Genomic DNA, 24,863 nt, shown 5'->3' with positions numbered 1-24,863 from the left:
GATCAGATATGGCAAAAAAGACACAGAGAAGGTTGCCGAGGCGGAAAGAGGAATTCACCTACCACGGCTACAAAATTGAAGATCTGCAGCAGATGGGCATGAGCGAACTCCTGCCCATTATGCCTGCACGGATTCGCCGCCGGATCAACCGCGGCCTTTCCCCGGGACACGAGAGCCTGTTGCATGATATCAGAGGTGGCAAGGAACGTATCCGGACTCACCTCCGTGATATGATCATTCTCCCCGAGATGGTTGGACAAACTATTGAAATCCACAATGGCAAGAATTTCATGCCGGTGGAGATTCAGCCCGAGGCTGTCTTCCATTATCTGGGAGAGTTTGCGCCAACCCGCGGACGTGTGAACCACGGCAGTGCCGGTATCGGAGCAACCCGGTCGAGTAAATTCGTACCCCTGAAGTGATGGAAATGGCAAGAACAGCATATTCTATTAAACCAGAGGGCGAATCTGCCCGCGCAAAGGCAAACGAACTTCCGATTTCCCCGAAGCATTCAATTGAGATTGCCCGTGAAGTCAGAGGGATGAAGACCAAAGACGCAATTGAATACCTTGAGGATGTTGTTGCACTGAAGCGTGCAGTACCATTCCGCCGGTTCAACAGAGATGTTGCACACAAGCGTGGCCTGAAGGGCTGGGATGCCGGCCGGTACCCCGTCAAGGCATCCTCATACTTCATCAAACTGATCAGATCAGTTGAGAAGAACGCGGAATACATTGGTCTTGACACAGAAAACCTCGTAATTTATCAGATATCTGCAAACCGTGGCCGCAGAACACGGGGCATCTTCCCCCGTGCAATGGGACGCGCCACACCGAAATTCGCAGAGTCTGTCAACATCGAGATTGCAGTGAAGGAGGCCTGAAAATATGGGAATCGAGAAGAGATTTGTAGCGGATGGTGTCCGCGCAGCACGTGTCCAGAACTACCTTGAAAAGGAGCTGAAACGTGCAGGCTACGGCGGCATGGAGATTGTCCGGACCCCTCTCGGCACTCAGATCACCATCTTTGCCGAAAAGCCAGGTATTGTCATCGGAAAGGGCGGCAAGGTTGTCCGTCAGCTGACCACCGACCTCCAGAATGACTATGGTATCGAGTCCCCGCAGATTGAAGTCCAGCAGGTGGACGAGCCAAGTTTCAACGCCCAGATTATGGCAGAGAGACTTGCAAATTCACTCGAGCGCGGCTGGTATTTCCGCAAGGCAGGGAACAGTGTTCTCCGCCGTGTAATGGATTCCGGTGCACTCGGCTGTGAGGTCGTTCTTTCAGGGAAACTGACCGGCGCCCGTTCACGTGTCCAGAAGTTCACCGAGGGCTATGTAAAGCACTCCGGTGAGCCATCTGTGACCATCGTCGATCACGGGTTTGCCCTTGCAATCAAGAAGCTTGGAACCATCGGTGTTCAGGTCAAGATCATCCCGCCGGGAGCACGTCTGCCTGATACCTTTGAGGTGCTCGAGCCCCAGGCCGTCGCTCCTGAAGAGCCGGTATATGAGGCCGCAGACATCGAAGAAGACATCATTGGTGCAGAGATTGACGCTGAACTCGAAGCAGCTGAGGATGTTCCCGTACAGGAGGAATTCTGATTATGGCAATCTTTCGTGCAGCAGAAGTCGCTGATTTCAGTGATGTTGAACTCCAGGAGCAGCTTGCAAAGCTCAGGCTTGAACTGGTTGAGAATAACGGAAAAGTGAGTGCAGGAGGCGCACCGGAGAACCCCGGACGCATCCGTGAAATCCGGAGAACAATCGCCCGGATCAGCACTGAGCAGAACAAGCGCCGCAACGCCTGATTCTCTCTTCAGGCCATAAGGAAACACACACATGATCACCGCACAGAACGTCTGCCGGCATGAACTCATCGGGCTTCCGATACGGGTTCATGCTTCATCAAACCCCACCCAGACCGGTATTTCCGGTGTGGTCTGCGGCGAGTCCAGGCAGATGATTGAGATCTGTGCCGGTGACCGCACCCTCCGGGTTGCAAAGAAATGTGCGACCTTTGACCTGCACCTTCCCGATGATACCCACGTACGGGTTGATGGGTCGGTGCTGGTTATGCGGCCTGAAAGAAGAATCAGCATGCGAATCAGAAACTGAGGTAAATAATGGCTAAAAACACAGGATTGAACGTCCCCATTCCCGAAAAGGAATGTAATGACGTGAACTGTCCATTTCACGGCACTTTACCGGTGCGCGGCCAGGTGATTACCGGTAAGGTCGTGAGTGACCGGATGCAGGGATCAGTAGTAGTCTCCCGTGACTACCTGCATTATGTGAAGAAATACAAGCGTTATGAAAAACGCAGTTCACATATCCATGCCCATCACTCTCCCTGCATTGATCTCAGAGTAGGCGACATGGTAAAGATTGCCGAATGCCGCCCACTCTCAAAGACCAAGAAATTTGTCGTCGTTGAGGTGATGACAGAATGAAAGCAAAACAATCCCGTACACCCCGTGCACTCGCAACAGGCAGCCGCCTTGTCTGCGTTGACAACACCGGTGCACGCCAGGTAGAGATTGTTTCTGTAGACCGGTACCACGGCGTACGCCGCCGCCAGCCCAAACTGGGTCTGGGGGATATTGCAACGGTCACGGTCAAAAAAGGCACTCCCGACATGCGTAAGAAGCTCGTGAAGGCAGTCGTCATCAGGCAGAAGAAGGAGATCAGGAGAGTTTCCGGCCTTCGTCTGTCGTTTGAGGACAACGCAATGGTAGTAGTGAACGAACGCGGAGAACCCAAGGGAACCGAGATTAAAGGCCCTGTCGCACGTGAAGTGGCAGAGCGTTTCCCCAAGATCGGTTCAATGGCGACCATTATCGTCTGAGGTGAAGGAAATATGGTACGTATTGCAAGCACACAACCGCGCAAACAGCGCAAATACCGCTACAATGCACCCCTTCATGCCAGGGGTCGTTTCCTGAATGCTCCGCTTTCAAAGGAACTCCGGGAACAGTACAGCCGCAGAAATGTGCGTGTTGTAACCGGTGACACCGTCCGTGTCATTCGTGGAGACTTTGCCGGCGATGAAGGTATTGTTGACATGGTTGATCTCGAGACGTCGCGGATCATTGTCCACGGTGTTGCATCAACCCGTGCAGACGGAACTGAGGTTCCGCGCCCGGTAGATGCATCCAATGTATGCATCGTGAAACTGAATCTGAAAGACAAACGTCGTGAGGAGAAGCTGGAGGCGAAGAAGTAATGTCGAACCACTTAAAGAGGCTCAACAGCCCTGGTTCATGGCGTATTGCCAAGAAGACGAACACATTTGTGACAAAGACCGCACCCGGTCCTCACAATGCAAGCGCAATGCCAATGGCAGTGTGGCTGCGTGACCACATGGGAATCGCACTCACAATGAGCGAGGTCAAGCGTGTCCTCAAGAGCCGTGCAGTGCTTGTGAACGGTGCTGTCTGCACTGACCCAAAGATGGGTATCGGTGTATTTGACATCATCGCTCTTCCGTCTGTGGACAAGTACTTCCGTATTCTCCGTGCAAAGCGCGGCGATATTGTCTCCGTTCCCATCTCCGCAGAAGCAGCACAGAGCCGCCTCTGCAAGATTGCAGACAAGACAATCGTGAAGGGCGGAAAGATTCAGCTGAATCTCCGCTACGGTGCAAACATCATCGTCGACACACAGGACTACAAACCAAAAGACTCTGTTGTCGTCTCCATGAATCCGGAGAACAAATTCGAAGTCACTGACCACTTTGCCTTTAAAGAGGGCAACACAGCAATGGTCATTGGTGGACGCCACTCCGGAAAGATCGGCAAAATAACCCAGATTGACGTACTTCCCGGAAGTATTCCAAACCGTGTCATTCTTGCAGAGGACGGCACCGGTGAGGCATTCGAGACGATTGAGAACTACGTCTTTATGATCGGACGCGAGGAGTCTGTAATCAGCGAATGGGGGATTGAACAGTGAACCCAATGCAGGGACTCTATGTCGATAAAGTCATCGTGCACATGGGTGTCGGTGAAGCCGGTGACAAACTCGTCAAAGGAGAGAACATTATCACCGCTATTACCGGACAGACTCCAATTCGTGCCTATGCGAAGAGGACCCAGCCTGCATTCGGTATCCGGAAGGGACAGCCGCTTGGATGCCGCGTCACCCTCCGTGGTGCCCGTGCAGAGGAATTTGTGCGCACTGCCCTTGAAATTGTAGAAAATACACTTTCAGCTTCCCAGTTCGATGCAACCGGCAACTTCTCATTCGGTATTGAGGAACACACTGACTTCCCGGGCCAGAGCTACGATCCGATGATCGGTATCTATGGAATGGATGTCAACGTTGTTCTTGAGCGCAAGGGCATTCGCATTGTGCGCAGATCAATTCAGAAGAAAAAGCTCCCGACAAAACAGCGTGTCACCAAAGCAGACGCTGTGGCGTACATGAATGAAGCATTCAATGTAGAGGTAATCTAATGGCAGAACAGGGGAATAAATCCGGTGCATCACCGAAGAAATTCGGTCGTGGTGCAAATGAGTGCCAGATGTGCGGAAGAAAGCAGGGGCTTGTCCGCCGGCACAATATTATGCTCTGCCGTCAGTGCTTCCGGGACAATGCCGCTAAAATCGGCTTTAAGAAGATGAACTAGGAGGCAGAGGATAATGGCACGATTAAATCCGATTGCAGATGCAATGAGCACCATCAAGAACGCCTCCGATGTCGGCAAGACGAGCTGTATCGTTGAACCGGCAGGCAGGCTTCTCGGTTCAATGCTCGGCATCATGAAAGAGAAGGGCTATATTGCAGAATTTGAACTCATTGAAGATGGCCGTGGCGGTCAGTTCAATGTGAAACTGAACGGAAACATCAACAAATGCGGTGTTATCTCACCGCGGTACTCCGTGAAGTTGGCAGAGCTTGAAGAATGGGAGACACAGTACCTTCCGGCCAAGAATTTTGGTCTTCTGCTGATGTCCACGTCAAAGGGCGTGGTGTCACATGAGCAGGCCAGAAAAGCAGGCGTCGGCGGGGAACTGCTCGGGTATGTATACTAAAGGTGTGTTAAATGCTGAGTGAACGTACTGTTGAGATTCCCGCGGGTGTCACCGCAACGATGGATGGGACGACCCTCATCGTTGAGGGACCCAAAGGAAAACTCACACGGAATATGCGCTACCCGGGCATAGATGTCTCCTGCGATGGCACGGTTTTTACCGTTTCAACTGCATCGACACGGAAGAAAATTCTTGCAATGATCGGGACCTATGCAGCCCTTGCACGCAATATGTGCGCCGGGGTTACAGAAGGGTATGAATATAAGATGAAAGTGGTTTACAGTCACTTCCCTATCCAGCTCAAGAAGACTGAGACAGCTCTTGAGATTATCAATTTCCTCGGCGAGAAGCAGCCGCGGGTTGCACGGATTTCAGAGGGAGTGACCGTTTCAACCGGAAACGACGAACTCACTATCTCAGGCATCGATAAAGAACTCGTAGGCACCACAGCCGCCCGTATTGAGCGGGCTACGCATGTGCGCAACCGTGATCCCCGTGTGTTCCAGGATGGAATATACATCATTGAGAAGGCGTGATTAGGATGGCTGACGAAAAGATGAGACTTATCCGTGCACGCACCGGAAAGCGGGTAACATTTAAACGCCAGTGTCTTTCCCAAAAGAAGAAGCTGGATGATGTATGGAGACGCCCACGTGGTCTTCAGAGTAAGCAGCGCATGCATAAGCGTGCAAAGGGCAGACACCCAAAACCCGGGTTCGGAAGCCCTGTCGCTGTTCGTGGACTTCACCCCAGCGGATATGAAGAAATTCTCGTGTTCGCACCTGCAGACCTTGAAGGGCTCAGCCCCGAGATGCATGCAGTCCGTGTTGGAGGCACCGTAGGCAACCGGAAGCGCGAAGTCATTCAGGACAAGGCGCTTGCACTTGGTCTTAAGGTTATCAACCTGAAGGACGCATCCATGCAGGCTGCAGAAGAGCCTGAGGTTGTGGAAGAGGACGTTGAGGAAGAGGTGGCTTCTGATGAGTGATCTCAAAAATCAGCGTCGTATCGCAGCAGCTGTTCTGAAGTGCGGTGTCAACCGTGTCTGGCTGGACAGCGAGCGTGAAGATGAGATTGAAAATGCAATCTCACGTGAGGATATCCGCGGTCTTATTGAAGAGGGCGCAATCCGTGCAAAGCCGGTAAAAGGTGTCAGCCGTGGCCGTGCCCGTCTTCTCACCGCAAAGCGTGCATATGGCCACTGTAAGGGTCATGGACGCAGGAAAGGAGCCGCTAATGCACGGACACCGTCGAAGCGGGTCTGGATCAAGAAGATCCGTGCAATTCGGCGTGAACTCCGGATACTGCGTGACGACGGCAGCATTGATGCTACGCTGTACCGCAGAATATACCGGAAGGCAGCAGGCGGTCAGTACCGCAGTGTGGCACATATGAAAGCACAGCTTGAGCAGATTCAGGGGAGGATGAACTAATGGCAACCGGACCACGGTATTTTGTCCCGTTCAGAAGGAGACACGAGGGCAAGACCGATTATTACTCCCGGATGCGGCTTCTCCTCTCCGAGAAACCGCGTATGGTCGTACGCAAGACCAACCGGCAGATCATCATCCAGCTGGTAGAAGCTACCCTTGAGGGTGACCGGACACTTGTTGCGGCATACTCAAACGATTTGGAAGCATTCGGGTTTACCGGTGCTACCGGAAACACACCTGCAGCATATCTGACCGGCATGCTCTTTGCAGTCCGTGCACAGAATGCAGGCTATGAAGAAGCCATCCTCGACATTGGTCTGATTCGTTCAACCCCTGGCGGGAAGGTGTTTGGGGCACTGAAAGGCGCTGTAGATGGCGGCCTGAATGTCCCTCACGGTGAATCGATTCTTCCGGATGAGGACAGGCTGAAGGGCGCACACATTGCAGCATATGCACCTGAGCGTGCAGCAGATCTTGTTGCAAATGTGGAACAGGCAGCAGAAGCAATCATGAAGGAGCTGAAGTAATATGGCCTATGAACAGGAAGAATGGGTTCCTATCACAGGCCTCGGAAGACAGGTTGCTGCCGGCGAGTTTACAAGCCTGAAAGAAGTGCTTGACATCGGCAGACCTATTAAAGAGCCAGGTATTGTCGATTATTTCCTCCCTGACCTTGAGGATGAAGTACTTGACATCAACATGGTTCAGAGAATGACCGACAGTGGCCGGCGTGTCAAATTCCGTGCTGTCGTCGTTGTGGGAAACCGTGACGGCTACATCGGCTACGGACAGGCAAAGGACGCACAGGTCGGCAATGCCATCAAGAAGGCAATTGCAAATGCAAAAATCAATGTCATCTGCGTAAAGCGCGGATGCGGCAGCTGGGAATGTGGCTGCGGTGAAGGACACTCCATTCCAATGCGTGTCCAGGGGAAGGCAGGCAGTGTGACCATCACACTGATTCCGGCACCCCAGGGTATCGGTCTTGTGACCGGTGACATTGGAAAGAAGGTTCTTGTACTTGCAGGCGTCACCGATATCTGGACCTCCTCATTCGGACAGACCCGGACAACCATCAACTTTGCAAAGGCTACCTTTGATGCACTGAAGAATTCAAACCTCGTCAGAACAGGAGTGATGGAGTAATGTATGTGGTAGTACAGGTACGCGGTGTCGTAAACTGCAGCAGGGAGATTAAAGATACCCTGAAGATGCTCCGTCTTCACCACATCAACCACTGTGTCCTTATTCCGGACACCCCGGCATACCTCGGTATGATCCGGAAGGTTAAGGATTACGTCGCATACGGCGAGGCTGATCCTGAGATCCTCGGGACTGTCCTCTCCACCCGCGGCAGGCTGACCGGAAACATCCGCCTGACCGATGAGTATGTGAAGGAGAACTCAACGTTTGGGGACATCAATGCATTCGCAGCTGCACTCTGTGCAGGTGAAGCGTCAATGACTGATGTGCCTGAACTCAAGCCAGTACTCCGGCTCCACCCTCCGCGCAAGGGATTCAAGTCCATTAAGCGGACCTTCCAGCAGGGCGGTGCACTCGGAAACTACGGAAGTGAGATTAATTCACTTCTCTACAGGATGCGGTGAGTCAGATGCCAGTAAACAAACGCTCAAAATATCGCGGATCACGGACATGCGGCGGTGGAACGCACAAGAACCGTCGTGGCGCCGGAAACCGTGGTGGCAGAGGCCGTGCAGGTCACCGTGACCACCGGTTCTCCCATTTCCTCGTTAACAATGATGTCCACAACGGAAAGCACGGGTTTGTGAACAAGAACCCGTCTGCTGTTGACGCTGTTGACATCGGGGATATCGACCAGATGGCAGATGCCCTTGTGGCATCAGGAAACGCAGAGATGGATGGAGATACCATCGTCATTGATGCAGGCCAAATCGGTATTGATAAAATACTTGGAGGCGGACAAGTTACCAAGAAGATGAACATCTCTGCTGTGTCATTTACTGACAGAGCCCGACAAAAGATTGAAGAGAACGGTGGCCAGGCACTGGACGCCTGATTCTCTTTTTTTCTGGTGAATTGTACTATGGGAGCGATGCTGGATCGATTAGAACCGCTGCTGGCAGCAATGCCTGCAGTGAGAAGTCCGGAAGGGCATGTCCACTTTAAAAACAAGTTAATCTGGACTGCTGCTATTCTGATTTTGTATTTTGTACTGACCAATATTCCGGTTTTTGGGCTTGATCCGAGTTCACAGGATATTTTCTCGTTCTACCGTGCCCTCTTAGCCGGTGCGAGCGGCTCAATCGCCCATCTGGGTATCGGGCCGATTGTCACTGCATCCATCGTGCTTCAGCTCCTCAAGGGTGCTGATCTGTTGGATTTGGATACCAGTGATGCACGCGGACAGGTCATGTACATGGGCTTACAGAAGCTCCTGATCTTTGTCATGATCGTACTTGAGGCACTGCCGAACGTTATCGGTGGATTCCTGTCCCCTGACCCGGTCGTTGCAAATGCATTATTTGGCGGAAATCTCGGTGCTGTGACGTTTCTTATCTTCCTGCAGATCTGTATCGGTGGGGTACTGATCTTCTTCATGGATGAGGTCGTTACCAAATGGGGAGTCGGCTCCGGCGTCGGTCTCTTTATCATTGCTGGTGTTTCCCAGGGTCTTGTCAACGGGTTCCTTAACTGGAATGCGGTGCAGGACGCTTACCCTGTCGGGTTCTTCCCGCGGCTCTTTGCGGTCATCATGGATGGTGCGCCATTCCTTGAGTACTTCGGCACTGATATGCTCGCTTTGATTACGACTGTTGCGATATTCCTTGTGATTGTCTATGTGGAATCGACACGGATTGAAATTCCGCTTGCACATGCGTCTGTACGTGGTGCACGCGGGCGTTTCCCGGTGAAACTCATCTACGCCAGTGTGCTGCCGATGATTCTTGTCCGTGTCCTGCAGGCCAACATCCAGATGCTCGGCCTGTTCCTGAACAATCTTGGGATCACTATCCTGGGAACGTTCCAGGGCAACACACCGATAAACGGCATCATGTACTTCCTTGCACCTATCAACGGTCCGTCCGACTGGATGTGGTGGGCATATGATGTCGGTCACCCGATCTGGGAGATTATCATCAGAATGGGTCTCGACCTCTTCGTGATGGTGGTCGGCGGCGCAATCTTTGCACTCTTCTGGGTGAAGACAGCGGGCCTTGACTCGTCCCATGTCGCACGGCAGATCCAGATGAGCGGTATGTCGATCCCCGGGTACCGGAGATCAGAGCAGGTCCTTGTCAAATATCTGGACCGCTACATCCCGCGTGTCACCGTCATTGGTGGTGTCTTTGTGGGTCTCCTCAGTGTGGTTGCCAACTACTTTGGTGTCATCGGAATGGTTGGAGGAACGGGTCTCCTGCTGACAGTCAGTATTGTATACCGGCTGTATGAGGAGGTCGCAAGTGAACAGATCATGGAGATGTACCCGTTCATGCGCGGGTTCTTCGGCAAGGAGTGAAGTGGAGAATGGGTAAAAAAGTAGTAATTACCGGTGTACCGGGAGTCGGCAAGACAACCGTCATCAATCAGACAATTTCTGAACTCGCATCCGAGGGTGTCGAGTATCAGAATATTAATTTTGGATCGTGCATGTTCGATGTCGCATCCAATCAGGGCCTCGTGCAGAGCCGTGATGAGATGCGGAAACTCGAACAGGCAAAACAGCGTGAACTGCAGCGCAATGCAGCTCAGTTCATCGCTAAGACAGAAGGCAATGTCATCATCGATACGCACTGTACGGTGAAGACACCGAAGGGATATCTTGCAGGACTTCCCGAATGGGTGCTCAAAGAGCTGATGCCTGATATCGTTGTCCTTGTCGAGACCGATGAGGATCAGATCCTGATGCGGCGGATGGGCGATGAAACCCGTATCCGTGATGCAGAAGGCTACCGTGCTCTCTGTGAGCACCAGCAGTTTAACCGTGCAATGGCAGCCTCATATGCGATGCTGACCGGATGTACGGTGAAAGTTGTGGTCAATGCTGACAATCTGCTTGAGAAATCGGTGGAAGAGCTCAAAGAGATTCTGAGGTGAGGCATATCGCAACATCCGGCAAATCAGCAGGAAAAAGTGCCATGGGAGGCATGACATCATTTTTCATTGTCATGCTTATCGCGATGGGGGCATATTCCATACCCCCGGTTCGTGATGCTATCGGGTATGGTGCGAACTTTATCTTCGGGCCCATGGCAACGGTCATCGGTGTTACTGAAAATCCCAATCTCTGGGTTATTTTGATCCTCATTCTTGCATCGATTACCGGATGTTATTCATCCCTTCTCCAGAAGTATACGATAGACTATGAGAAGATGCAGGCAGTGCAGGCAAAGATGAAGGAATTCCAGAAGATTTACCGTGAAGCCCAGCTTGCAGGCGATGAGAAGAAACTCAAAAAGCTCAATGACAAGCGGGCACGGATGATGGAAGAACAGATGCAGATGTCTCAGGAGCAGTTCAAGCCGATGAAATGGATTCTGCTGGTGACGGTTCCCATCTTTATCTGGATGCTCTGGACGATTTCAAATGTTCAGGCTTCCTTTGATGCCGGAATCATCACGGAGATGCCGACCATTGTCTTCCCGTATCTGGGGGAGATCGGGATCAATGATGTCGCGTTCTTCCTCCCGGCATGGATTCTCTGGTATATGATCTGCTCCATCTGCCTCTCGCAGGTGATCCGTAAGGCACTGAATATCGGAGGCCTCTGATGCGGATCACGGTGAGCGGCCCGCCGGGAAGCGGAACAACGTCACTTGCCAAATATTTGGTGAATAAACATAATTTCAGTCTGATATCTGCAGGGGAGGTTTTCCGCGGCCTTGCTGCAGAACGTAATATGAATCTGGCCGACTTCGGACGGCTGGCAGAGGAAGATGAATCTGTGGACCTGATGATCGATGCCCGCCAGAAGGAGATTGGCGAGGCACGCGATAATATCATCATTGAGGGACGACTTGCAGGACACATGATTGATAACGCTGATATCCGCATCTGGGTGGCGGCGTCTGTTGAATGCCGATCTGTGCGCATCTCTGACAGGGAAGAGATCGACCCGCAGACAGCAGTTGAACTCACCATCGAACGTGAGGACTGCGAGGCTGGCAGATACCGGAAATACTACGATATTGATATCAATGATCTCACGCCCTACGACCTCGTTATAAATTCTGAGGTATGGGGGGTCGATGAGATTGGCGCCATTGTTGATGCGGCCATTGCGGGCATCAAAAAATAATTCTTCTTCTCTTTTTCTCTGATTTTGTATTTGGTGGTATCCGTTCCCCGTGTGCACTGATGGTCATTCTTATCCTCTGCAAAAGCCCACGGGTAGCAGTATCCTGAAAGAAAATGGTTGGCACTACAGCGATCAAAACTACCGTTACACGTTATGCAGTCCTGCTCACGGGATTATTTTTCATGGGCCTTGGAATAAGCCTGATCACCAAATCATACCTCGGGACATCTCCGATTTCAAGTGTCCCCTATGTTCTCTGTCTGGTATTTCCGGTTACCTTTGGAGAATTTGCATTTTTGCTGGGTGTTTTCTTTCTTTGTATAGAGATTCTGATACTGGGGAGAAATTTCCCCCGAATCCAGTATCTTCAGGTTTTTGTCGGCCTTATTCTTGGATTTTTTATTGATCTGGGTATGCTGCTGTTCGCTTCTGTGAATCCGGGTTTTTATGCCGCGGAAATCATCACGTTATTACTGGGCTGCATCCTGCTGGCTTTTGGGGTTTACCTGGAAGTTTCATCCAATACGTTTGTCTATCCCGGTGATGCCGTGGTAAAAATAATTGCAAACAAAGCCGGAAAAAAATTTGGAACGGTAAAGGTGGCATTTGATATGACACTCTGCTGTTCTGCAGGTATAATCTCGTTTTTCTCATTCGGGACGATAAAGGGTCTGGGAGAGGGGACCCTCATTTCCGCTTTGCTTGTAGGATATATTATAACGGCAATTAGCACGCTGTTTCTGTATTTTAATGTGGGAGGCAGTCTGTTCCATCCGGGGCGCTGATTCCGTCATCGAATGGGAAACCGGCGGGGGCGGCAGGTCCCGCATCCCTGTTTTGATTCTGCTGTTCCCGCCACCGGTGGCCCTGCTCTACATTCAGGGGTTCGGAATGTCAGGGTGAACGGCGCTGGTTTCGAACGCCAATCTCAGCCGGTAATTTCGTCATCTTCCGTTTGCACCGGTTTGGTACAACCCGTGTCTGTCCTGCAGTTTTCATGATGCGCATGTATTTCACAGGTGTACCGGATGACCCCGGCTGGTATTTTGAGAAGAGGAGATATGGTTAAGGAATACTCTGTGGATCACCCCTGCCTACATACTCTCCAGGATGTCCTGGTAACTGTTCACCGTCTTTTCATAACTGCCCATGATCTTGGCTGCAACTGCCGGATATACGAGAGGGTCAATTTCGACTGCCTTCTGGTATGCATCAACCGCCTTTCTGTGAGCCTCGAACGATGAGCTGGTCATCTTCTGCACGGATGAATCCCTCTCCGGGGGTGCTTTTCCCAGGTCAGCGTAGAGATCTGCTAACTGGCCCTGATCATAGAGGGATTGAAAGAGGTATGCATCCCCCAGACCAATCCATGCCGAGGCATCAGACGGGTTCATATCGACTGCCGACTGGTAGCAGGCGATGGCTTCGTCATATCGCTGGAGTTTAATGAGTATCGCCCCTTTTTCACAGGTGAGTCTCTGGTAACTGTCTGGTTCCCCCGATGCGGCTCCGCCTCCGGCGTATGGAGTATCATACATGAAGAGCACCGTCTCATAGGCATCCACACAGGATTCGATATTACCTGCCTTTGCGTTCAGTCCGGCAAGTTTGTTCCAGTCGTCCAGGGTCGCCCCGGCTCCCTTGTCTGTCACAACGGACTGCTGAATTGCTGCAGCCTCTTCATACTGTTCAAGGCTGGCCAGTGCATCAGCCTTTTTTTCCCGTGCCCCGATGTCGGACGGATTTGTCTCCAGAACCCATTCAGCCGATGCAACTGCCATGTCATACTTTTTTTGTTCAAGAAATACTTCAGAAAGGCCATTCCCGATGCCTGACCGTAATTCGGTGTTTTCTGATATCATGGGCGGAATTATCACACCGGCAATTGCTAGTATTAAAATTATGCCTAAGAGGGTCTTAATCTTCATTTGATATGCAATAGATCTAAGATTATCGATATTTAATCGTGTTTAATTTGGATTTGCCGAATCTATCCTTAACAAGGCTAAATGCCATGTTGCACTTCTTTAAAACACCAATGGCAAGCAACAAAAACGGGTTTTTTTTTTTATGTATCTGCTCGCTGTTGTCTCACTATTTTGGACTTACTACCCGCAGCTATTCAGAGCAGGAGGGTGCCCTCCGGTCTCTCATATACTCTCTCATATGCCCTGTCTCTCTCACACAGATGCCGGGCATTTTTGGATAAAACTGAGGTATTCTCTGATGTCAGGGACGAGCCTGATAATGAGTGTGGGGGCTTTCTTCCCAACCCATCCGCATTCCTGACCCATATCTCTTTTCCGAGACTATTAAACGCCAGTAATGGAAAACAATTAAGTATAATTATGAAAATTGGTGCATTACTTATATCTGTCCTCGTTGTTGCCATGCTGGTGATTCCCGCAGCAGCAGCCGGGGCTGAACCGGTTGCGACCGAAGAGCCGATCAGTGGCGGGGTGACTCTGACACCCACCCCGGTACCCACAACCGTAGCGACAACGGCAGCCACCCCGGTACCTACTACCGTACCCACAACCGTAGCGACAACGGCAGCCACTCCGGTACCAACAACCGTGCCCACAACCGTAGCGACAACGGCAGCCACTCCGGTACCAACAACCGTGCCCACAACCGTTGCGACAACAGTCCCCACCACGGTACCCGCAACAGAAAAACCGGTGCCGCAGGTTGGATGGCTGACGATTCTGTCCTCGCCTTCCGGAGCAGAGGTCACTATTGACGGGAAAGCGGCCGGAGTAACTCCCATCAACGGCAGGGAATTGGGATCCGGCTCTCACACCATTGTGGTCACGATGACAGGCTATGAGCGATACACTACCGAAAAGGATCTCCGTGCCGGTGAGCAGGCTGCCATCGATGCAACGCTGAAACTGATACCGGTAACGCCAGTACCGACCACCGTCCCGACCACGCCGGCAACAGCAGTGCCGACACCTGTGCCGACGACTCAGGCAACGCCGGTGCCCACGACTCATGCACCCGTCGGCTCTGAGAAGGGATGGCTGCGGGTGAACTGCAACGTGAACGGCGCTGCGGTTATCTTTGACACATCCATGCCGGGAGGCACCATTGTCCAGGGATTCTCCGATACCGGGGTCGTGACGACCGGCACGCCATACCAGACGTTTACCGTCCGGAAATCCGGCTACACGACCTTCACCGGGCCGGTGACGGCGTGGCCTGCAAACGGACAGACGGTGAACCTGTATGCAACCCTGAACCCGACCCCCTCACCGACGTATGGGTCCATAACGGTTGTCTCCCACCCCTCCGGCGCGATTGCCACCATTGACGGCAGCACATGGCAGCGTACGCCTGCCACCTTTACATCCGTGCGTGCGGGAACCAGCCATAACGTTCAGATTACGATGAACGGCTACCAGTCATACATGACGTCAGTGTATGTGACCGCTGGCCAGACCGTCACGGTGAATGCATACCTGACGCCCAATCCCCCGCAGACGGGCTCCCTGAATGTCAATACCGCACCCCAGGGGGCGGATATCTATGTGGACGGGAGCTTCATCGCCGAAAGCCCGAATGTCGTCACCAACCTTGCACCCGGTTTGCACACCCTCCGGCTGCACAAGGGAGGGTATAATGAGTACGTCACGACTGTCACCGTGAGTGCTGGGCAGCAGACGCCCGTCACCGTGACGTTCACCCCTCAGCATCCGACCCTGGGGTCTGTTGAAGTGGGGTCCACACCGGGTGGTTCAGCCGTATTCCTTGACGGGACCTATATGGGCCAGACCCCGGTCAACAGCTATTTCGACCTGACAAGTGTGTTGCAGGGCTCGCACACCATCCGTATTACGCATCCGGATTTCGAGGACTACAGCCAGACGATGTACGTAAAAGGCGGGTCTGTCATGACCGTGAATGCGCAGCTTACACCGAATGCGCCGTCGCCCACGCCTGACACGACCGGACAGCTCATCGTCTCCTCAACTCCGACCGGTGCGGAAGTGTACCTTGATAATGCGTTCCGGGGCATCACCCCGGTGACCCTCCCGGACATCCCCGCCGGCTCGCATACCGTGACCGTGAAACAGACCGGATATACCGATGCCTCCCAGACAGTGACTGTCACCGGCGGCCAGAGCACGCCGGTTGCGCTTGGTCTCGTGGCCGTTCCCCCGACCACTCAGGGCCCTGCACCTGTTCTCCCTGTAATGGCGGCCTTTGCCATTATCGGTGCGGTCCTTGCCCTCGTGGGCAGGAAAGAATAAAAAAATCTTTTTTTTAAGAGTTCACCCGGAACAAACCGTGTGTAGCAGGATTCGAATCTTCCTTTAATCGATATTTACGCAGAGCAAGGGGGGGGTGCCCCCCTCCCTGCAGACCCACCCCCCGTGTGTGATGGGTCATATACGGGAGGGACAGTCAGTTCGTATCTTCTGTTCTGCGTATTTTCGGGATATCTCAGGATGACGGCATCTTGCTGTCCTCCTTCCTCTCTCCGCCTGCCGCATCCCGGAGTGCATATCCCACCGTCACGGCCATAATGGGTATCACGAGGTATCTGAGCCCGATCTCCGCGAACCACGAGCTGGCCGGGGAGCCTGAGAGCGGCAAAAGGATGGCGATATCGAGTGCCCAGTTCATGATGAGCCAGAGGATGCCAACCGTTATACCCTCCCTGAGGTGGTTTTCATGCACTCCCCTGAACCAGAGAACAAGCAGGGCTGCCCCGACGGCTGCGCCCACGACAATCATGATGCTCTTGAAGAGGAAAATGTCGGTTTGGGAGTAGAGCGGGATGGAAATGGCAAAGGGGACAAGCCAGGTGAGGAGGCCGAATCCCAACAGTGTCGCCGTTCTGTTCTGCATATGATGATTCAGGGTTGATGAAAGGATAGTGCTTTTGGTTTCCGGTGCCTGTCTGAACAGAGATGCCGGTCTGCCACGTCAGTTTCTGTATGGCCTGATGCGGCGTAAGAATGGAATGAATGAAAAATGGAGTGATTGGAAATAATGGAAATATTCACCCCAGAATCATCGCAGCCCCGGCAATGACAAGAACCACAGTGAGCACCGCCAGCAGGTAATCCGGTGTGCCGAAGGGGCGGTCGAGGCCGGGTGTGCGGGACATCGTTCGCAGTCCCCGGAGGTCAATCGTGAGACCGAGGACATTGGCCTTGCCGAGGGCGTTTGAAACGAGCGGGATGATGATGGGGGTCAGCTCCTTTATTTTGCCTTTGACCCCTGCACCGGGGTTGTATGCCCGTGCCCGCTGTGCCTCCTGGATACGCTTGCCTTCCAGCTGCAGGCTCGGGATGAACCGGATGGCTATCAGGAGCATCAGCGAGTAGTCCACCGGGAGGTGCATCCTCTGCAGGGCGGTGATCAGGTCACGCGGCTGGGTGGAGATGATCATCAGCTGGAATGCAAAGAGCATCACAAAGAACCGCAGGGAGAGGATGGCGGCGAAGTTCAGCGCCCCGGTGGTGATGGGGATGTGGCCGCCGATGACCGGCACGGCGGTTGGAATCAGGTATCCGATCACTTCTCCGCTCTGCATGGTGAGCACAGTCAAAAGCAGAAGCCCCGCACTCAGGAAGATGAGCATCGGCACCTGTGCGAGCAGTTCACGGCCAAAGCGTCCGGCCACGGCAAGCATGAGTATCAGAAGGATGATACTGGCGAGCACCACCGGGTTGGTGGAGAGGATGGCAAGCACGATGACCACCAGCAAAAAGCAGATCTTCGTGAGTGCGTTCATCCGGTGGAATACCCCGTCAATTCGTTTATACTGAAGAATTTCTGCCATTATGCTGCACCTCCGCCGATGCGTGTGCTGTCTGATGTGATTGTTCCGCTGTCCATCCGGATGATGCGCTGTGCATGCCGTGCGACCATGGACATGTCGTGGCTGACCATCAGAACGGTGTGGCCCGCCTCAGAGAGCGACCGGAGAATGTGCATGATGCGGTCGGCTTCCTCCGGGTCAAGGCCGGTGGTCGGCTCGTCAAGGATGATGACGTCCGGTTTCATCGCGACCACACAGGCAATCGCGAGGCGCTGGCGCTCCCCTCTGCTCATCGCACGGGGGAACTGGGAGAGGCGGCCGCCCAGCCCCACCATCTTCAGTACTTCGGCGATGCGCTCCTGTGATGCGGCCGGGTCGATGCCGATGTTCTTCATCCCGAACTGCATCTCCTTTTCAACGGTGTCTTCAAAGAGCATGGTGTCGGGGTTCTGGAAGACCAGCCCCGCCTTCCCTGCGAGGCGGGTGACCCGCTCATCTGCCGCATTCATGCCGCAGACCGTCACCGTGCCGGATGTCGGGCGTAAAAGCCCGTTGAGGTGCTTGACAAGGGTCGTCTTCCCCGAGCCGTTCTCACCGATGATGGCCACCAGTTCGCCGGGGCAGATCTCCATGCTGACACCTGCGAGGGCCTTGTGCGTCCCGTAGGCGTGCACCAGATTGTGCACCGCAATCCGGGGTTCGCACGGCCGTGCGACAGATGCGGTATCCACCAGTTCCCCGCTGACCTGCTGTTCATCGGTATAGGTGGCGAAGAAGGCCTCTGCCGTCTCGTCTTTGGTGAGCCGGCCGCCTTCTATTGTAATGACCCGGTCGGCGATGGCGGCGAGTTCACGCGGTTTCTGCTCCACCACGATGATGGTCCTGCCCGCGTCCTTGAGTTTGGTGAGGATGGCGATGATGCTCTCTGTCGCAGCGGTGTCGAGCTCTGCTGTGGCTTCGTCCAGGATAATGCATTCCGTGCCGGACGCAAGGGTGGCTGCAAGGGCCACCCGCTGCTTCTGTCCGCCGGAGAGGGAATGGGGTTCGCGGTAGCGGAGGTCAGTGAGGCTGGTGAACGCCAGCATCTCCTCCAGACGGGTTTTGACCTCTTCTGATTCAAGGCCACGGTTCTCAAGGCCGGAAAGGACTTCCTCCTCAACGGTCGTGAATATCAGCTGTGCATCGGCATCGTCAAAGACGACACCCACTTTCCTGCCGATGTCGCCCATGTCCTCATAGCCCTGCACATCGCGTCCGAAAAGGGAGAGGGTGCCGACCGTCTTGCCTTCATATTCGTGGCAGAGGACGCCTGCTGCCGCCAGACAGAAGGTGGTTTTTCCCGCGCCGGTGGTGCCGTTCACCAGCACGCATTCTCCCCGCGGAATCGTGAGGTTCACATCCGTGAGAGCGGGGGCTGTCCCCTGCGGATAGGTGTAGGAGAAGCCGGTGAACCGGAATGCCGGTGTGGCCGGGTCGTCCGATTCGTCTTTCATCATCTCCGGGCGCACCTGCACGTCCTCTCCCTTTGCCCCCCGCATCAGGATCTTTGACGACGGGATGTAGAGCACCTGTGCGATGACGGCGTTTGCAATGGCCGTGAGAACGATGACGGGTGATACCGCGACGATGAAGGCGCCCACCGTAAACCCTTCACCGGGTGCGGATATGAAGCCCGATGCAATGACGATGATGCTGACCGTAATGAAGGAGAACCCGCTCACTAAGGTGGCGCCGAGGGTGGCCACCGTGGGTGCGACGGGGATGTGTTTTCGCGTCGCTGAATACAGGGCCATACAGACCAGCGCTCCCAGCGGCTCTGAGATGAGGTTTGCCGGCGGGAAGATGGAGTGGCTGATCAAAGCGGAGATGATGCCTGCCACAATGCCGATCCCGATGGTGTCCCGCACATTCGGGCGAATGAGGATGATTGCAAGACAGTAGAGTGCGATGATAGGGTTTGACACAATGGCTGTCGGAATAATATTGAGCAGGTACCGGAGAATGGCGCCGATGGCAAGCAGAATGCCCACGATGGCGATATCACGCGACTTTATGGCAATCTCCCCCCATATGCGCTCCGGCTGGTGTGGTGAATAAGGATGTGAGAATCATTAATGTATATATTTGTACATTGATGGTAATATATGTATTGGGGGTGGCCTATCCGATCAGACAGGTGATGCTCCTGTTTTTCATACGCCCGGCACCGTTCCGTGCCGAACGCATTATCTCAGGGGATGACGGTTGTGTGCCGGGATGGCGCCGGTGCACCCTCCGGCACCACGCGGAAAAACAGGCAAAAAAAAGGTCAGCGTGCCAGAAATATCGGCACCTGAAGCTGGCTTGTCAGTTTGGGGAAGAGTCTGCTTCCGCCGGACTTCGGGTTTCGTCCGTATCCGCCCATGACAATCAGGCCATACCCGTTGTCCTGCACTTCTTTGACTATTTCTTCTGCGGCGGTTCCCTCGACAATCTTTGATTCTGTCGGGATGCCTTCCCGGTTAAAGAAAAGGAGCACCTGCGCCATCTCATCATTGATGTTTTTGCGCAGGTCACGCCAGATCTGGGCCTCATAGTTCTCAATCCTGCTGCACATATTTGACTGGGTGCAGAAATTGAATGCCATCGACTTCGAATCCCGTTTGTCCAGCACCGAGAAGAGGACAACCTCTGCCTTCTTCTCCTTTGCAATCCGGAGTGCATAGAGCGCTCCCTTGTGGCTCCACATTGAGCCGTCCAGTAATACCATTATTTTCATATTTTTCATCTCCTAGAGCATTCCGAACATGGCATAGAGCATCGCAAGGCCGACCGCGACGGTGATAACCAGTGTGAGCATCCCTATCTTCAGGAACTGCATAAAGGTGATTGCAACTCCTTCCCGTTCTGCCACACCGAGCACCACCACGTTTGCTGATGCGGCAATGGCCGTGCCGTTTCCACCCATGCATGCACCGAGGGAGAGGGCCCACCAGAGCGGATAGACGTCCATGGTGCCACTCATATCATGAATGAGGGGTATCAGTGCCGCGGTGAGCGGGATGTTGTCCACGATTGCCGAGGCGAAGGCCGAGAACCAGGCGATGACAAACATTGCCTCAAACTGGTTTGAGACCATGCTGATCATGAACTGGGAGACCATCTCGATGATGCCGGTGTTCACCAGCGCTCCCACGATGACGAAGAGGCCGGCGAAGAAGAAGAGAGCGGTCCACTCAATCTTCTCAAAGATCTCCTCCGGCTGCACCCGGCTCCATATCAGGATGATGGCGGCACCGATGAGGGCGACTTCTGCCGGTTCAAGGGCAAGGGCGGGGTCGACAAACGGGAAGATGAAGTGCAGGTATCCCCCGATTGAACTGTGGATGAAGAAGAGGAATACCACGAGGAGAATGACCGTGACTGACTTGCGGAAGAGCTTCTGGTCAGTGACTGCCCCCTTTTCATCCAGGCTGTTTATGGTCCGGGTGATGACGTCCTTTTCTTCTTTTGTCACCTTCATTGACCGGCCGTAGACGGCGAGGAAGATGATGAGCACTATCACCATATCGACTGCGGCGATCGGCCCCATCGTGGTGATGAACTCATTGAAGGTGAGGCCTGCAGAGGAGGCGATCATGATGTTGGGGGGGTCACCGATGAGGGTGGCAGCGCCGCCCACATTGGATGAGATGATCTCCGCCAGAAGGAAGGGGATCGGATTTAAGTCCATCAGTTTGGTGATGTAGAGCAGCATCGGAGTCAGGAGCAGAACCGTTGTGACGTTGTCCAGAAAGGCACTGACAACAGCGGTTACCACCGAGAACAGGATGAGCACCATGATGGGGCTGCCTTTGGCCATCTTTGCGGTACGGATGGCGATATACTCAAAAAGGCCGCTCTGCCGGGCTACGTTGATGATGATCATCATGCCCATCAACAGGAATATGGTGCCGAAATCGACGTGCTCAAGCATCGATTCCCATGGGACAATCCCGAGGAAGACGACCACCGCGGCACCTGCCATCGCGGCAACCGCGCGGTGGATACGCTCATCGATGATGAGGATATACGTCGCAATGAAGACGACCAGTGCGAGGAGCTGTACGATTGTTAACATGGTAAATCACGTCAGAATACAATTACCGGCTTTGCCAGTGTCTGGGCCAGAATGATGGCTTCTCCCCCTACTTCACAGGAGTCGGGATGATTGCTTGCATAGCACTTCGGAAGGACGACCAGATCAAAGTCAGGTGCCAGTTTCAGGACATCCTGCTGTTTGTTCCCCAGAAGCATGCGCCGCCTGCAGGGAATGCTGCGTGAGGTGAGGCAGTTTTCATAGTCATCGAGCAGGTGATTGCCGTACTCCTCTTTTTTGCGGATGAACTCTCTGCCTGCCTCATCGTCGAGAGATTCCCTGATGATATCATGAATCTGTGCATCGGTGATAAAGATCAGGGTGACTGTCGCGTTTTCGTATACCGAAAGCAGTTCACAGACGGATTCTGACACGCCGGTGACCGAAAAGTCCAGCGGGAGCAGGATCTTTTTGACTTCGTGCGGCCGCATCTCCTCTTCCGTGAGAATATATTCACTGTATTCCCTCTGGATCGTCTCGTATTTTGAGCCGACCAGATCCTTGAATTTGCGTTTAATGAGGCCCTCGTAATATCGCATGAATTTTTTCCTCTGTTTATCAACTATGACGAACTGAAAGGTTATATTGGTAATTCTCTCCGTGAATTATTAAGTGTGTTGTTTCAATTGCAACAACACGTTGAAAAAATCAGAAATATTTCTTTGCAGCTTCCAGTCTCTTCTGGCATGCCGGGCAGAGGGTCTTGCGTTTCCGGTCCAGTTCATCGAGGGTTGTCGGGCAGAACATGATGCATTCGCTGTTTCTGCAGTGGTCAAGGCCCAGCATATGGCAGAACTCATGGGTGCCCTCCTTCACCACCCGGTCAATAGTATCGTAGAAGTCGCCCTTTCGCTGGTAATAGCGGTTGTCGAGGCGGACGGTCGAGACGATGCCTGCACGCACAGACGGGCGGGCCAGGCCGAATACGAAATCGCGCCCCGGAATAAAGAGGTCTTTTCCGGTGACAATAAGAATGTAGTCCCCGATGCCATGCTGGCGGGTATAGATGTCCTGCATGTCCGCAAGGATTTTTGATGCGTTATACTGGCCGCGAACTCCGTCAAAACCACGCAGCATGACCGGGTTTTCCCGCAGCTCAACGTTTGCACCCAGAATTGCCCCGATTGCCTGTGCCACAGGGATCTGAAGACCCTCCGGTGACGTTGAATCCCAAAAGATAAGGAAACTCATCCGAAATAACATTGTCAATGGGGAACTATAAGCATATTGAAGAACGCTTTTCCCGTTATATCATCGGGAATTACCATTCTGCCGCAGAAATCGGTGTCGGCAGAAATTTCACCGTTGCAGAGCTGGTGGCCCGTGCGGGTGTGGCGGTCCGGACCACCGATGTCTTCCCGCAGCAGCCGCCGGAGACTATTCCCTTTCTCCGGGATGATGTCTGTGCACCGGATACGGCATGGTACCGGGGCACCGAACTCATCTATGCGGTCCGGCCGGGGATTGAGATGGTGCCCTGCATCATCGCGCTTGCCCGGTCGGTGAACGCCGACTGCATCATCTACCATCTCGGCAATGAGATCTATGAACGGGGCGGCCGCATCATCGACTGCGGTGTGGTGCTCCACCAGTATCATACCCGGGTCTAAAAGCCGTCAAAGAGGGTCTTCTGGGACCGGTCGGGGATGGGTTCCGGCTCCGGGGCAGGCTCCGGTGTTCTCTGAACCGTTTGGGGCGCCTCAGGCGGGTCCTCCGGTTCAGGATGCGAACGCGGCATTTCTGCGGGTGGTTCCGCTGCGGCCTTCTGCCCTTTCTTCACCTTCTTCCGGGTATATCCCAGCTCTTCCTCGCGCCGCTCTTTTGCCAGGTCCTTGATAATGGCCGCTGCCTTTGTCTTGTCCCCGATAAAGAATTCCAGCTCGTCCTTATCGAGATACAGGGCACGGGCATACTCTTCCGGGTCGGCCTCGATGAGTTTTGTCAGGGGGGTGAAGAAGTCCTCGCGCAGCGCGTTGCCGGGGATATGGTAGTTCTCTCCGAGTTTTCCCATGATGCCGCTTCTCAGGGTCTTCTGTTTTCGTCCGGTGCCCATCCTGCGCCAGCGCCCCGGCGGCATGATGCGTGCATGGATGCCCTTTCCTCCGGCCGCCTCCGCAGGCCCCATGACCATCAGGGCGGATGCATATTTCCAGAGCGTGTAATACTGGCGGCGGTAGGTGCGGCCGATGAAGCGGTCTGCGGCGGCCAGCGTCCGGTAGGCATACGCCTTCTCCTCTGTGCCTTCGATCGAGGTCACCGACTCCTCGATCCACTGTTCGATGGTGTCCGGGGTATCGTCCACCTCCCGTGCATAGCGCAGCAGGGTGTCATCGTCTGCACCGTAATGGATGGCTTTGATGAGTTCGAATATCGAGGTGCGTTCATCCTTCTGTGAGGTGTGCACATCACCGCTTTTGACATGCGCCATGCCGATGGCAGCAGCGGAGAGGCTGTTGATTGCCGAGCGCATATCTCCTCCCGAATTCTCCGCAATCTGCTCGAGGGCCGCCGGGTCGCAGTCCACCCCCTCTGATTTGCAGATATAGCGCAGATGCGGGGCGATGCTCCGTGCCATGATGGCCTTGAAGAGGACCGCATCACAGAGGGACCGGATCGACTGGTCAAGGCCGTACAGGTCGTTTGCAATGAGGATGATGGGCTGGCGGGACGACCGGATGACCTCTGCTATTGCACGTGCGCCGCCCCGGTCGGCATTGCCGTGGATATTGTCCGCTTCATCAAAGATGATGAGGCGGCGCCCGCTGCCGGTCAGGCTGGCGGTCGTGCTGCCCGCACCGGCGATTCTCTCGATGATCCCCTTGGTGCGCTGGTCGCTTGCGTTGAGTTCGATGACGTCCCAGCCCATATCGCGGGCCAGGGCGTGGGCTGCGGTTGTCTTTCCGATGCCTGGCTTCCCGTAGAGGATGAGCGGCTTCATCCCGGTATGCCAGGACCTGCCCCACTCTGCGATCTGCCGGATCGCCTGGCCGTTGCCGACGATATCCTGCAGGCGCTGCGGCCGGTATTGTGCAGCCCAGTCCATGGGTATATTCTCTGTGGCTGAATGGTGAAAAATGCAGTGGTACCGGTCTACCGGCGCCTGAACCATTCGTCTGCGCTGCTCATCAGTCCTGCCCGTTTCAGGGAGGAATATGCACGGTCCGAAAGCGGGCGGCAGGGCTCGCCATCGCACCGGTATCCGGGAGGAATATGCATATCATTAA

Annotated in this window: 36 protein-coding genes; 26 read left to right on the top strand and 10 right to left on the bottom strand. The window is 54.0% G+C overall.

Annotated elements, in window-relative coordinates; genetic code table 11:
- The first annotated feature begins 8 nt into the window (after positions 1 to 8).
- The 24 genes from L1S32_RS06790 (at position 9) to L1S32_RS06675 (ending at position 12,531) form a co-directional block, all read left to right on the top strand.
- Entirely contained in the window at positions 9 to 422 is a 414-nt protein-coding gene (locus L1S32_RS06790) for a 30S ribosomal protein S19 (protein WP_278154274.1), read from the top strand.
- 5 nt (positions 423 to 427) lie between these two features.
- The gene (locus tag L1S32_RS06785; RefSeq protein ID WP_278154273.1) at positions 428 to 883 is read left to right on the top strand and encodes a 50S ribosomal protein L22; all 456 of its coding nucleotides are present in this window, start codon (positions 428 to 430) and stop codon (positions 881 to 883) included.
- A 4-nt stretch (positions 884 to 887) separates the two neighbouring features.
- Entirely contained in the window at positions 888 to 1,604 is a 717-nt protein-coding gene (locus L1S32_RS06780) for a 30S ribosomal protein S3 (protein WP_278154272.1), read from the top strand.
- 2 nt (positions 1,605 to 1,606) lie between these two features.
- Positions 1,607 to 1,810, top strand: coding sequence for a 50S ribosomal protein L29 (rpmC, locus tag L1S32_RS06775; protein ID WP_062396591.1), 204 nt, complete (start codon positions 1,607 to 1,609; stop codon positions 1,808 to 1,810).
- Positions 1,811 to 1,841: 31 nt separating this feature from the next.
- The gene (locus L1S32_RS06770) at positions 1,842 to 2,117 is read left to right on the top strand and encodes a ribonuclease P protein component 1 (protein WP_278154271.1); all 276 of its coding nucleotides are present in this window, start codon (positions 1,842 to 1,844) and stop codon (positions 2,115 to 2,117) included.
- Positions 2,118 to 2,125: 8 nt separating this feature from the next.
- On the top strand, positions 2,126 to 2,452 hold the full coding sequence (locus L1S32_RS06765; protein WP_278154270.1) for a 30S ribosomal protein S17: 327 nt from the start codon (positions 2,126 to 2,128) through the stop codon (positions 2,450 to 2,452).
- Positions 2,449 to 2,847: a 50S ribosomal protein L14 gene (locus tag L1S32_RS06760; RefSeq protein WP_278154269.1), complete on the top strand. Its 399-nt coding sequence runs from the start codon at positions 2,449 to 2,451 to the stop codon at positions 2,845 to 2,847. The genes L1S32_RS06765 and L1S32_RS06760 overlap by 4 nt, the downstream gene beginning before the upstream one ends.
- A gap of 12 nt (positions 2,848 to 2,859) precedes the next feature.
- Entirely contained in the window at positions 2,860 to 3,225 is a 366-nt protein-coding gene (gene rplX, locus L1S32_RS06755; RefSeq protein ID WP_278154268.1) for a 50S ribosomal protein L24, read from the top strand.
- Complete coding sequence (locus L1S32_RS06750; protein WP_278154267.1) at positions 3,225 to 3,953, top strand: 30S ribosomal protein S4e; 729 nt, start codon at positions 3,225 to 3,227, stop codon at positions 3,951 to 3,953. Before rplX ends, L1S32_RS06750 begins: the two co-directional genes overlap by 1 nt.
- Complete coding sequence (locus tag L1S32_RS06745) at positions 3,950 to 4,456, top strand: 50S ribosomal protein L5 (RefSeq protein WP_278154266.1); 507 nt, start codon at positions 3,950 to 3,952, stop codon at positions 4,454 to 4,456. The genes L1S32_RS06750 and L1S32_RS06745 overlap by 4 nt, the downstream gene beginning before the upstream one ends.
- Positions 4,456 to 4,629 carry a 30S ribosomal protein S14 gene (locus L1S32_RS06740; RefSeq protein WP_278154265.1) on the top strand — a complete coding sequence of 58 codons (174 nt, stop codon included), beginning with the start codon at positions 4,456 to 4,458 and terminating at the stop codon, positions 4,627 to 4,629. The genes L1S32_RS06745 and L1S32_RS06740 overlap by 1 nt, the downstream gene beginning before the upstream one ends.
- A gap of 13 nt (positions 4,630 to 4,642) precedes the next feature.
- Positions 4,643 to 5,035: a 30S ribosomal protein S8 gene (locus L1S32_RS06735; RefSeq protein WP_278154264.1), complete on the top strand. Its 393-nt coding sequence runs from the start codon at positions 4,643 to 4,645 to the stop codon at positions 5,033 to 5,035.
- An 11-nt stretch (positions 5,036 to 5,046) separates the two neighbouring features.
- On the top strand, positions 5,047 to 5,571 hold the full coding sequence (locus L1S32_RS06730) for a 50S ribosomal protein L6 (protein WP_278154263.1): 525 nt from the start codon (positions 5,047 to 5,049) through the stop codon (positions 5,569 to 5,571).
- A gap of 5 nt (positions 5,572 to 5,576) precedes the next feature.
- Complete coding sequence (locus L1S32_RS06725) at positions 5,577 to 6,023, top strand: 50S ribosomal protein L32e (RefSeq protein WP_278154262.1); 447 nt, start codon at positions 5,577 to 5,579, stop codon at positions 6,021 to 6,023.
- On the top strand, positions 6,016 to 6,468 hold the full coding sequence (locus L1S32_RS06720) for a 50S ribosomal protein L19e (RefSeq protein WP_278154261.1): 453 nt from the start codon (positions 6,016 to 6,018) through the stop codon (positions 6,466 to 6,468). Before L1S32_RS06725 ends, L1S32_RS06720 begins: the two co-directional genes overlap by 8 nt.
- Positions 6,468 to 6,995 carry a 50S ribosomal protein L18 gene (locus L1S32_RS06715; protein WP_278154260.1) on the top strand — a complete coding sequence of 176 codons (528 nt, stop codon included), beginning with the start codon at positions 6,468 to 6,470 and terminating at the stop codon, positions 6,993 to 6,995. Before L1S32_RS06720 ends, L1S32_RS06715 begins: the two co-directional genes overlap by 1 nt.
- 1 nt (position 6,996) lies before the next feature.
- Positions 6,997 to 7,614: a 30S ribosomal protein S5 gene (locus tag L1S32_RS06710; RefSeq protein ID WP_278154259.1), complete on the top strand. Its 618-nt coding sequence runs from the start codon at positions 6,997 to 6,999 to the stop codon at positions 7,612 to 7,614.
- Complete coding sequence (locus tag L1S32_RS06705) at positions 7,614 to 8,075, top strand: 50S ribosomal protein L30 (protein ID WP_278154258.1); 462 nt, start codon at positions 7,614 to 7,616, stop codon at positions 8,073 to 8,075. The genes L1S32_RS06710 and L1S32_RS06705 overlap by 1 nt, the downstream gene beginning before the upstream one ends.
- A gap of 5 nt (positions 8,076 to 8,080) precedes the next feature.
- Positions 8,081 to 8,506, top strand: a complete 426-nt coding sequence (locus L1S32_RS06700) for an uL15m family ribosomal protein (RefSeq protein WP_278154257.1) — start codon at positions 8,081 to 8,083, stop codon at positions 8,504 to 8,506.
- A gap of 27 nt (positions 8,507 to 8,533) precedes the next feature.
- The gene (secY, locus tag L1S32_RS06695; protein ID WP_278154256.1) at positions 8,534 to 9,967 is read left to right on the top strand and encodes a preprotein translocase subunit SecY; all 1,434 of its coding nucleotides are present in this window, start codon (positions 8,534 to 8,536) and stop codon (positions 9,965 to 9,967) included.
- Positions 9,968 to 9,975: 8 nt separating this feature from the next.
- On the top strand, positions 9,976 to 10,545 hold the full coding sequence (locus L1S32_RS06690; RefSeq protein WP_278154255.1) for an adenylate kinase: 570 nt from the start codon (positions 9,976 to 9,978) through the stop codon (positions 10,543 to 10,545).
- 50 nt (positions 10,546 to 10,595) lie between these two features.
- Positions 10,596 to 11,219, top strand: coding sequence for an EMC3/TMCO1 family protein (locus L1S32_RS06685; protein WP_278154254.1), 624 nt, complete (start codon positions 10,596 to 10,598; stop codon positions 11,217 to 11,219).
- Entirely contained in the window at positions 11,219 to 11,746 is a 528-nt protein-coding gene (gene cmk / locus L1S32_RS06680; RefSeq protein ID WP_278154253.1) for a (d)CMP kinase, read from the top strand. The genes L1S32_RS06685 and cmk overlap by 1 nt, the downstream gene beginning before the upstream one ends.
- A gap of 113 nt (positions 11,747 to 11,859) precedes the next feature.
- Positions 11,860 to 12,531 (top strand): DUF6198 family protein, encoded by a 672-nt coding sequence (locus L1S32_RS06675; RefSeq protein WP_278154252.1) that lies wholly within the window; start codon positions 11,860 to 11,862, stop codon positions 12,529 to 12,531.
- A gap of 309 nt (positions 12,532 to 12,840) precedes the next feature.
- Here the strand turns inward: L1S32_RS06675 and L1S32_RS06670 are convergent, their stop codons facing one another.
- Positions 12,841 to 13,608 carry a tetratricopeptide repeat protein gene (locus tag L1S32_RS06670; RefSeq protein WP_278154251.1) on the bottom strand — a complete coding sequence of 256 codons (768 nt, stop codon included), beginning with the start codon at positions 13,606 to 13,608 and terminating at the stop codon, positions 12,841 to 12,843.
- Positions 13,609 to 14,094: 486 nt separating this feature from the next.
- Here L1S32_RS06670 and L1S32_RS06665 point away from each other — a divergent pair, with 486 nt between their 5' ends.
- Positions 14,095 to 16,002, top strand: coding sequence for a PEGA domain-containing protein (locus L1S32_RS06665; RefSeq protein WP_278154250.1), 1,908 nt, complete (start codon positions 14,095 to 14,097; stop codon positions 16,000 to 16,002).
- 193 nt (positions 16,003 to 16,195) lie between these two features.
- On the opposite strand, the gene L1S32_RS06660 is transcribed toward L1S32_RS06665, so the two are convergent.
- The 7 genes from L1S32_RS06660 to L1S32_RS06625 all read right to left on the bottom strand — a co-directional run bounded on the left by L1S32_RS06660 (position 16,196) and on the right by L1S32_RS06625 (position 22,830).
- Positions 16,196 to 16,603 carry a hypothetical protein gene (locus tag L1S32_RS06660; RefSeq protein WP_278154249.1) on the bottom strand — a complete coding sequence of 136 codons (408 nt, stop codon included), beginning with the start codon at positions 16,601 to 16,603 and terminating at the stop codon, positions 16,196 to 16,198.
- A gap of 154 nt (positions 16,604 to 16,757) precedes the next feature.
- Entirely contained in the window at positions 16,758 to 17,543 is a 786-nt protein-coding gene (locus tag L1S32_RS06655; protein ID WP_278154248.1) for an energy-coupling factor transporter transmembrane component T, read from the bottom strand.
- Positions 17,543 to 19,552 carry an energy-coupling factor transporter ATPase gene (locus tag L1S32_RS06650; protein ID WP_347403340.1) on the bottom strand — a complete coding sequence of 670 codons (2,010 nt, stop codon included), beginning with the start codon at positions 19,550 to 19,552 and terminating at the stop codon, positions 17,543 to 17,545. The genes L1S32_RS06655 and L1S32_RS06650 overlap by 1 nt, the downstream gene beginning before the upstream one ends.
- A 278-nt stretch (positions 19,553 to 19,830) precedes the next feature.
- Entirely contained in the window at positions 19,831 to 20,280 is a 450-nt protein-coding gene (locus L1S32_RS06640) for a universal stress protein (RefSeq protein ID WP_278154247.1), read from the bottom strand.
- A 12-nt stretch (positions 20,281 to 20,292) separates the two neighbouring features.
- Positions 20,293 to 21,621, bottom strand: a complete 1,329-nt coding sequence (locus tag L1S32_RS06635; protein WP_278154246.1) for an ArsB/NhaD family transporter — start codon at positions 21,619 to 21,621, stop codon at positions 20,293 to 20,295.
- An 11-nt stretch (positions 21,622 to 21,632) separates the two neighbouring features.
- Positions 21,633 to 22,178 carry a universal stress protein gene (locus tag L1S32_RS06630; protein ID WP_278154245.1) on the bottom strand — a complete coding sequence of 182 codons (546 nt, stop codon included), beginning with the start codon at positions 22,176 to 22,178 and terminating at the stop codon, positions 21,633 to 21,635.
- Positions 22,179 to 22,287: 109 nt separating this feature from the next.
- Positions 22,288 to 22,830, bottom strand: coding sequence for an archaemetzincin family Zn-dependent metalloprotease (locus L1S32_RS06625; RefSeq protein WP_278154244.1), 543 nt, complete (start codon positions 22,828 to 22,830; stop codon positions 22,288 to 22,290).
- 17 nt (positions 22,831 to 22,847) lie between these two features.
- Between L1S32_RS06625 and L1S32_RS06620 the strand changes: the two genes are divergently transcribed.
- On the top strand, positions 22,848 to 23,249 hold the full coding sequence (locus L1S32_RS06620; RefSeq protein ID WP_278154243.1) for a UPF0146 family protein: 402 nt from the start codon (positions 22,848 to 22,850) through the stop codon (positions 23,247 to 23,249).
- Here L1S32_RS06620 and L1S32_RS06615 read toward each other — a convergent pair.
- Entirely contained in the window at positions 23,246 to 24,682 is a 1,437-nt protein-coding gene (locus tag L1S32_RS06615) for a replication factor C large subunit (protein WP_278154242.1), read from the bottom strand. The genes L1S32_RS06620 and L1S32_RS06615 overlap by 4 nt on opposite strands.
- Before the next feature lie 47 nt (positions 24,683 to 24,729).
- Entirely contained in the window at positions 24,730 to 24,855 is a 126-nt protein-coding gene (locus L1S32_RS06610; RefSeq protein ID WP_278154241.1) for a hypothetical protein, read from the bottom strand.
- Positions 24,856 to 24,863: the final 8 nt, after the last annotated feature.

Origin of the sequence: Methanogenium sp. S4BF (genome assembly GCF_029633965.1) — an archaeon.
Taxonomy (GTDB): domain Archaea; phylum Halobacteriota; class Methanomicrobia; order Methanomicrobiales; family Methanomicrobiaceae; genus Methanogenium.
This window is presented reverse-complemented; position numbering and strand designations above follow the sequence as displayed.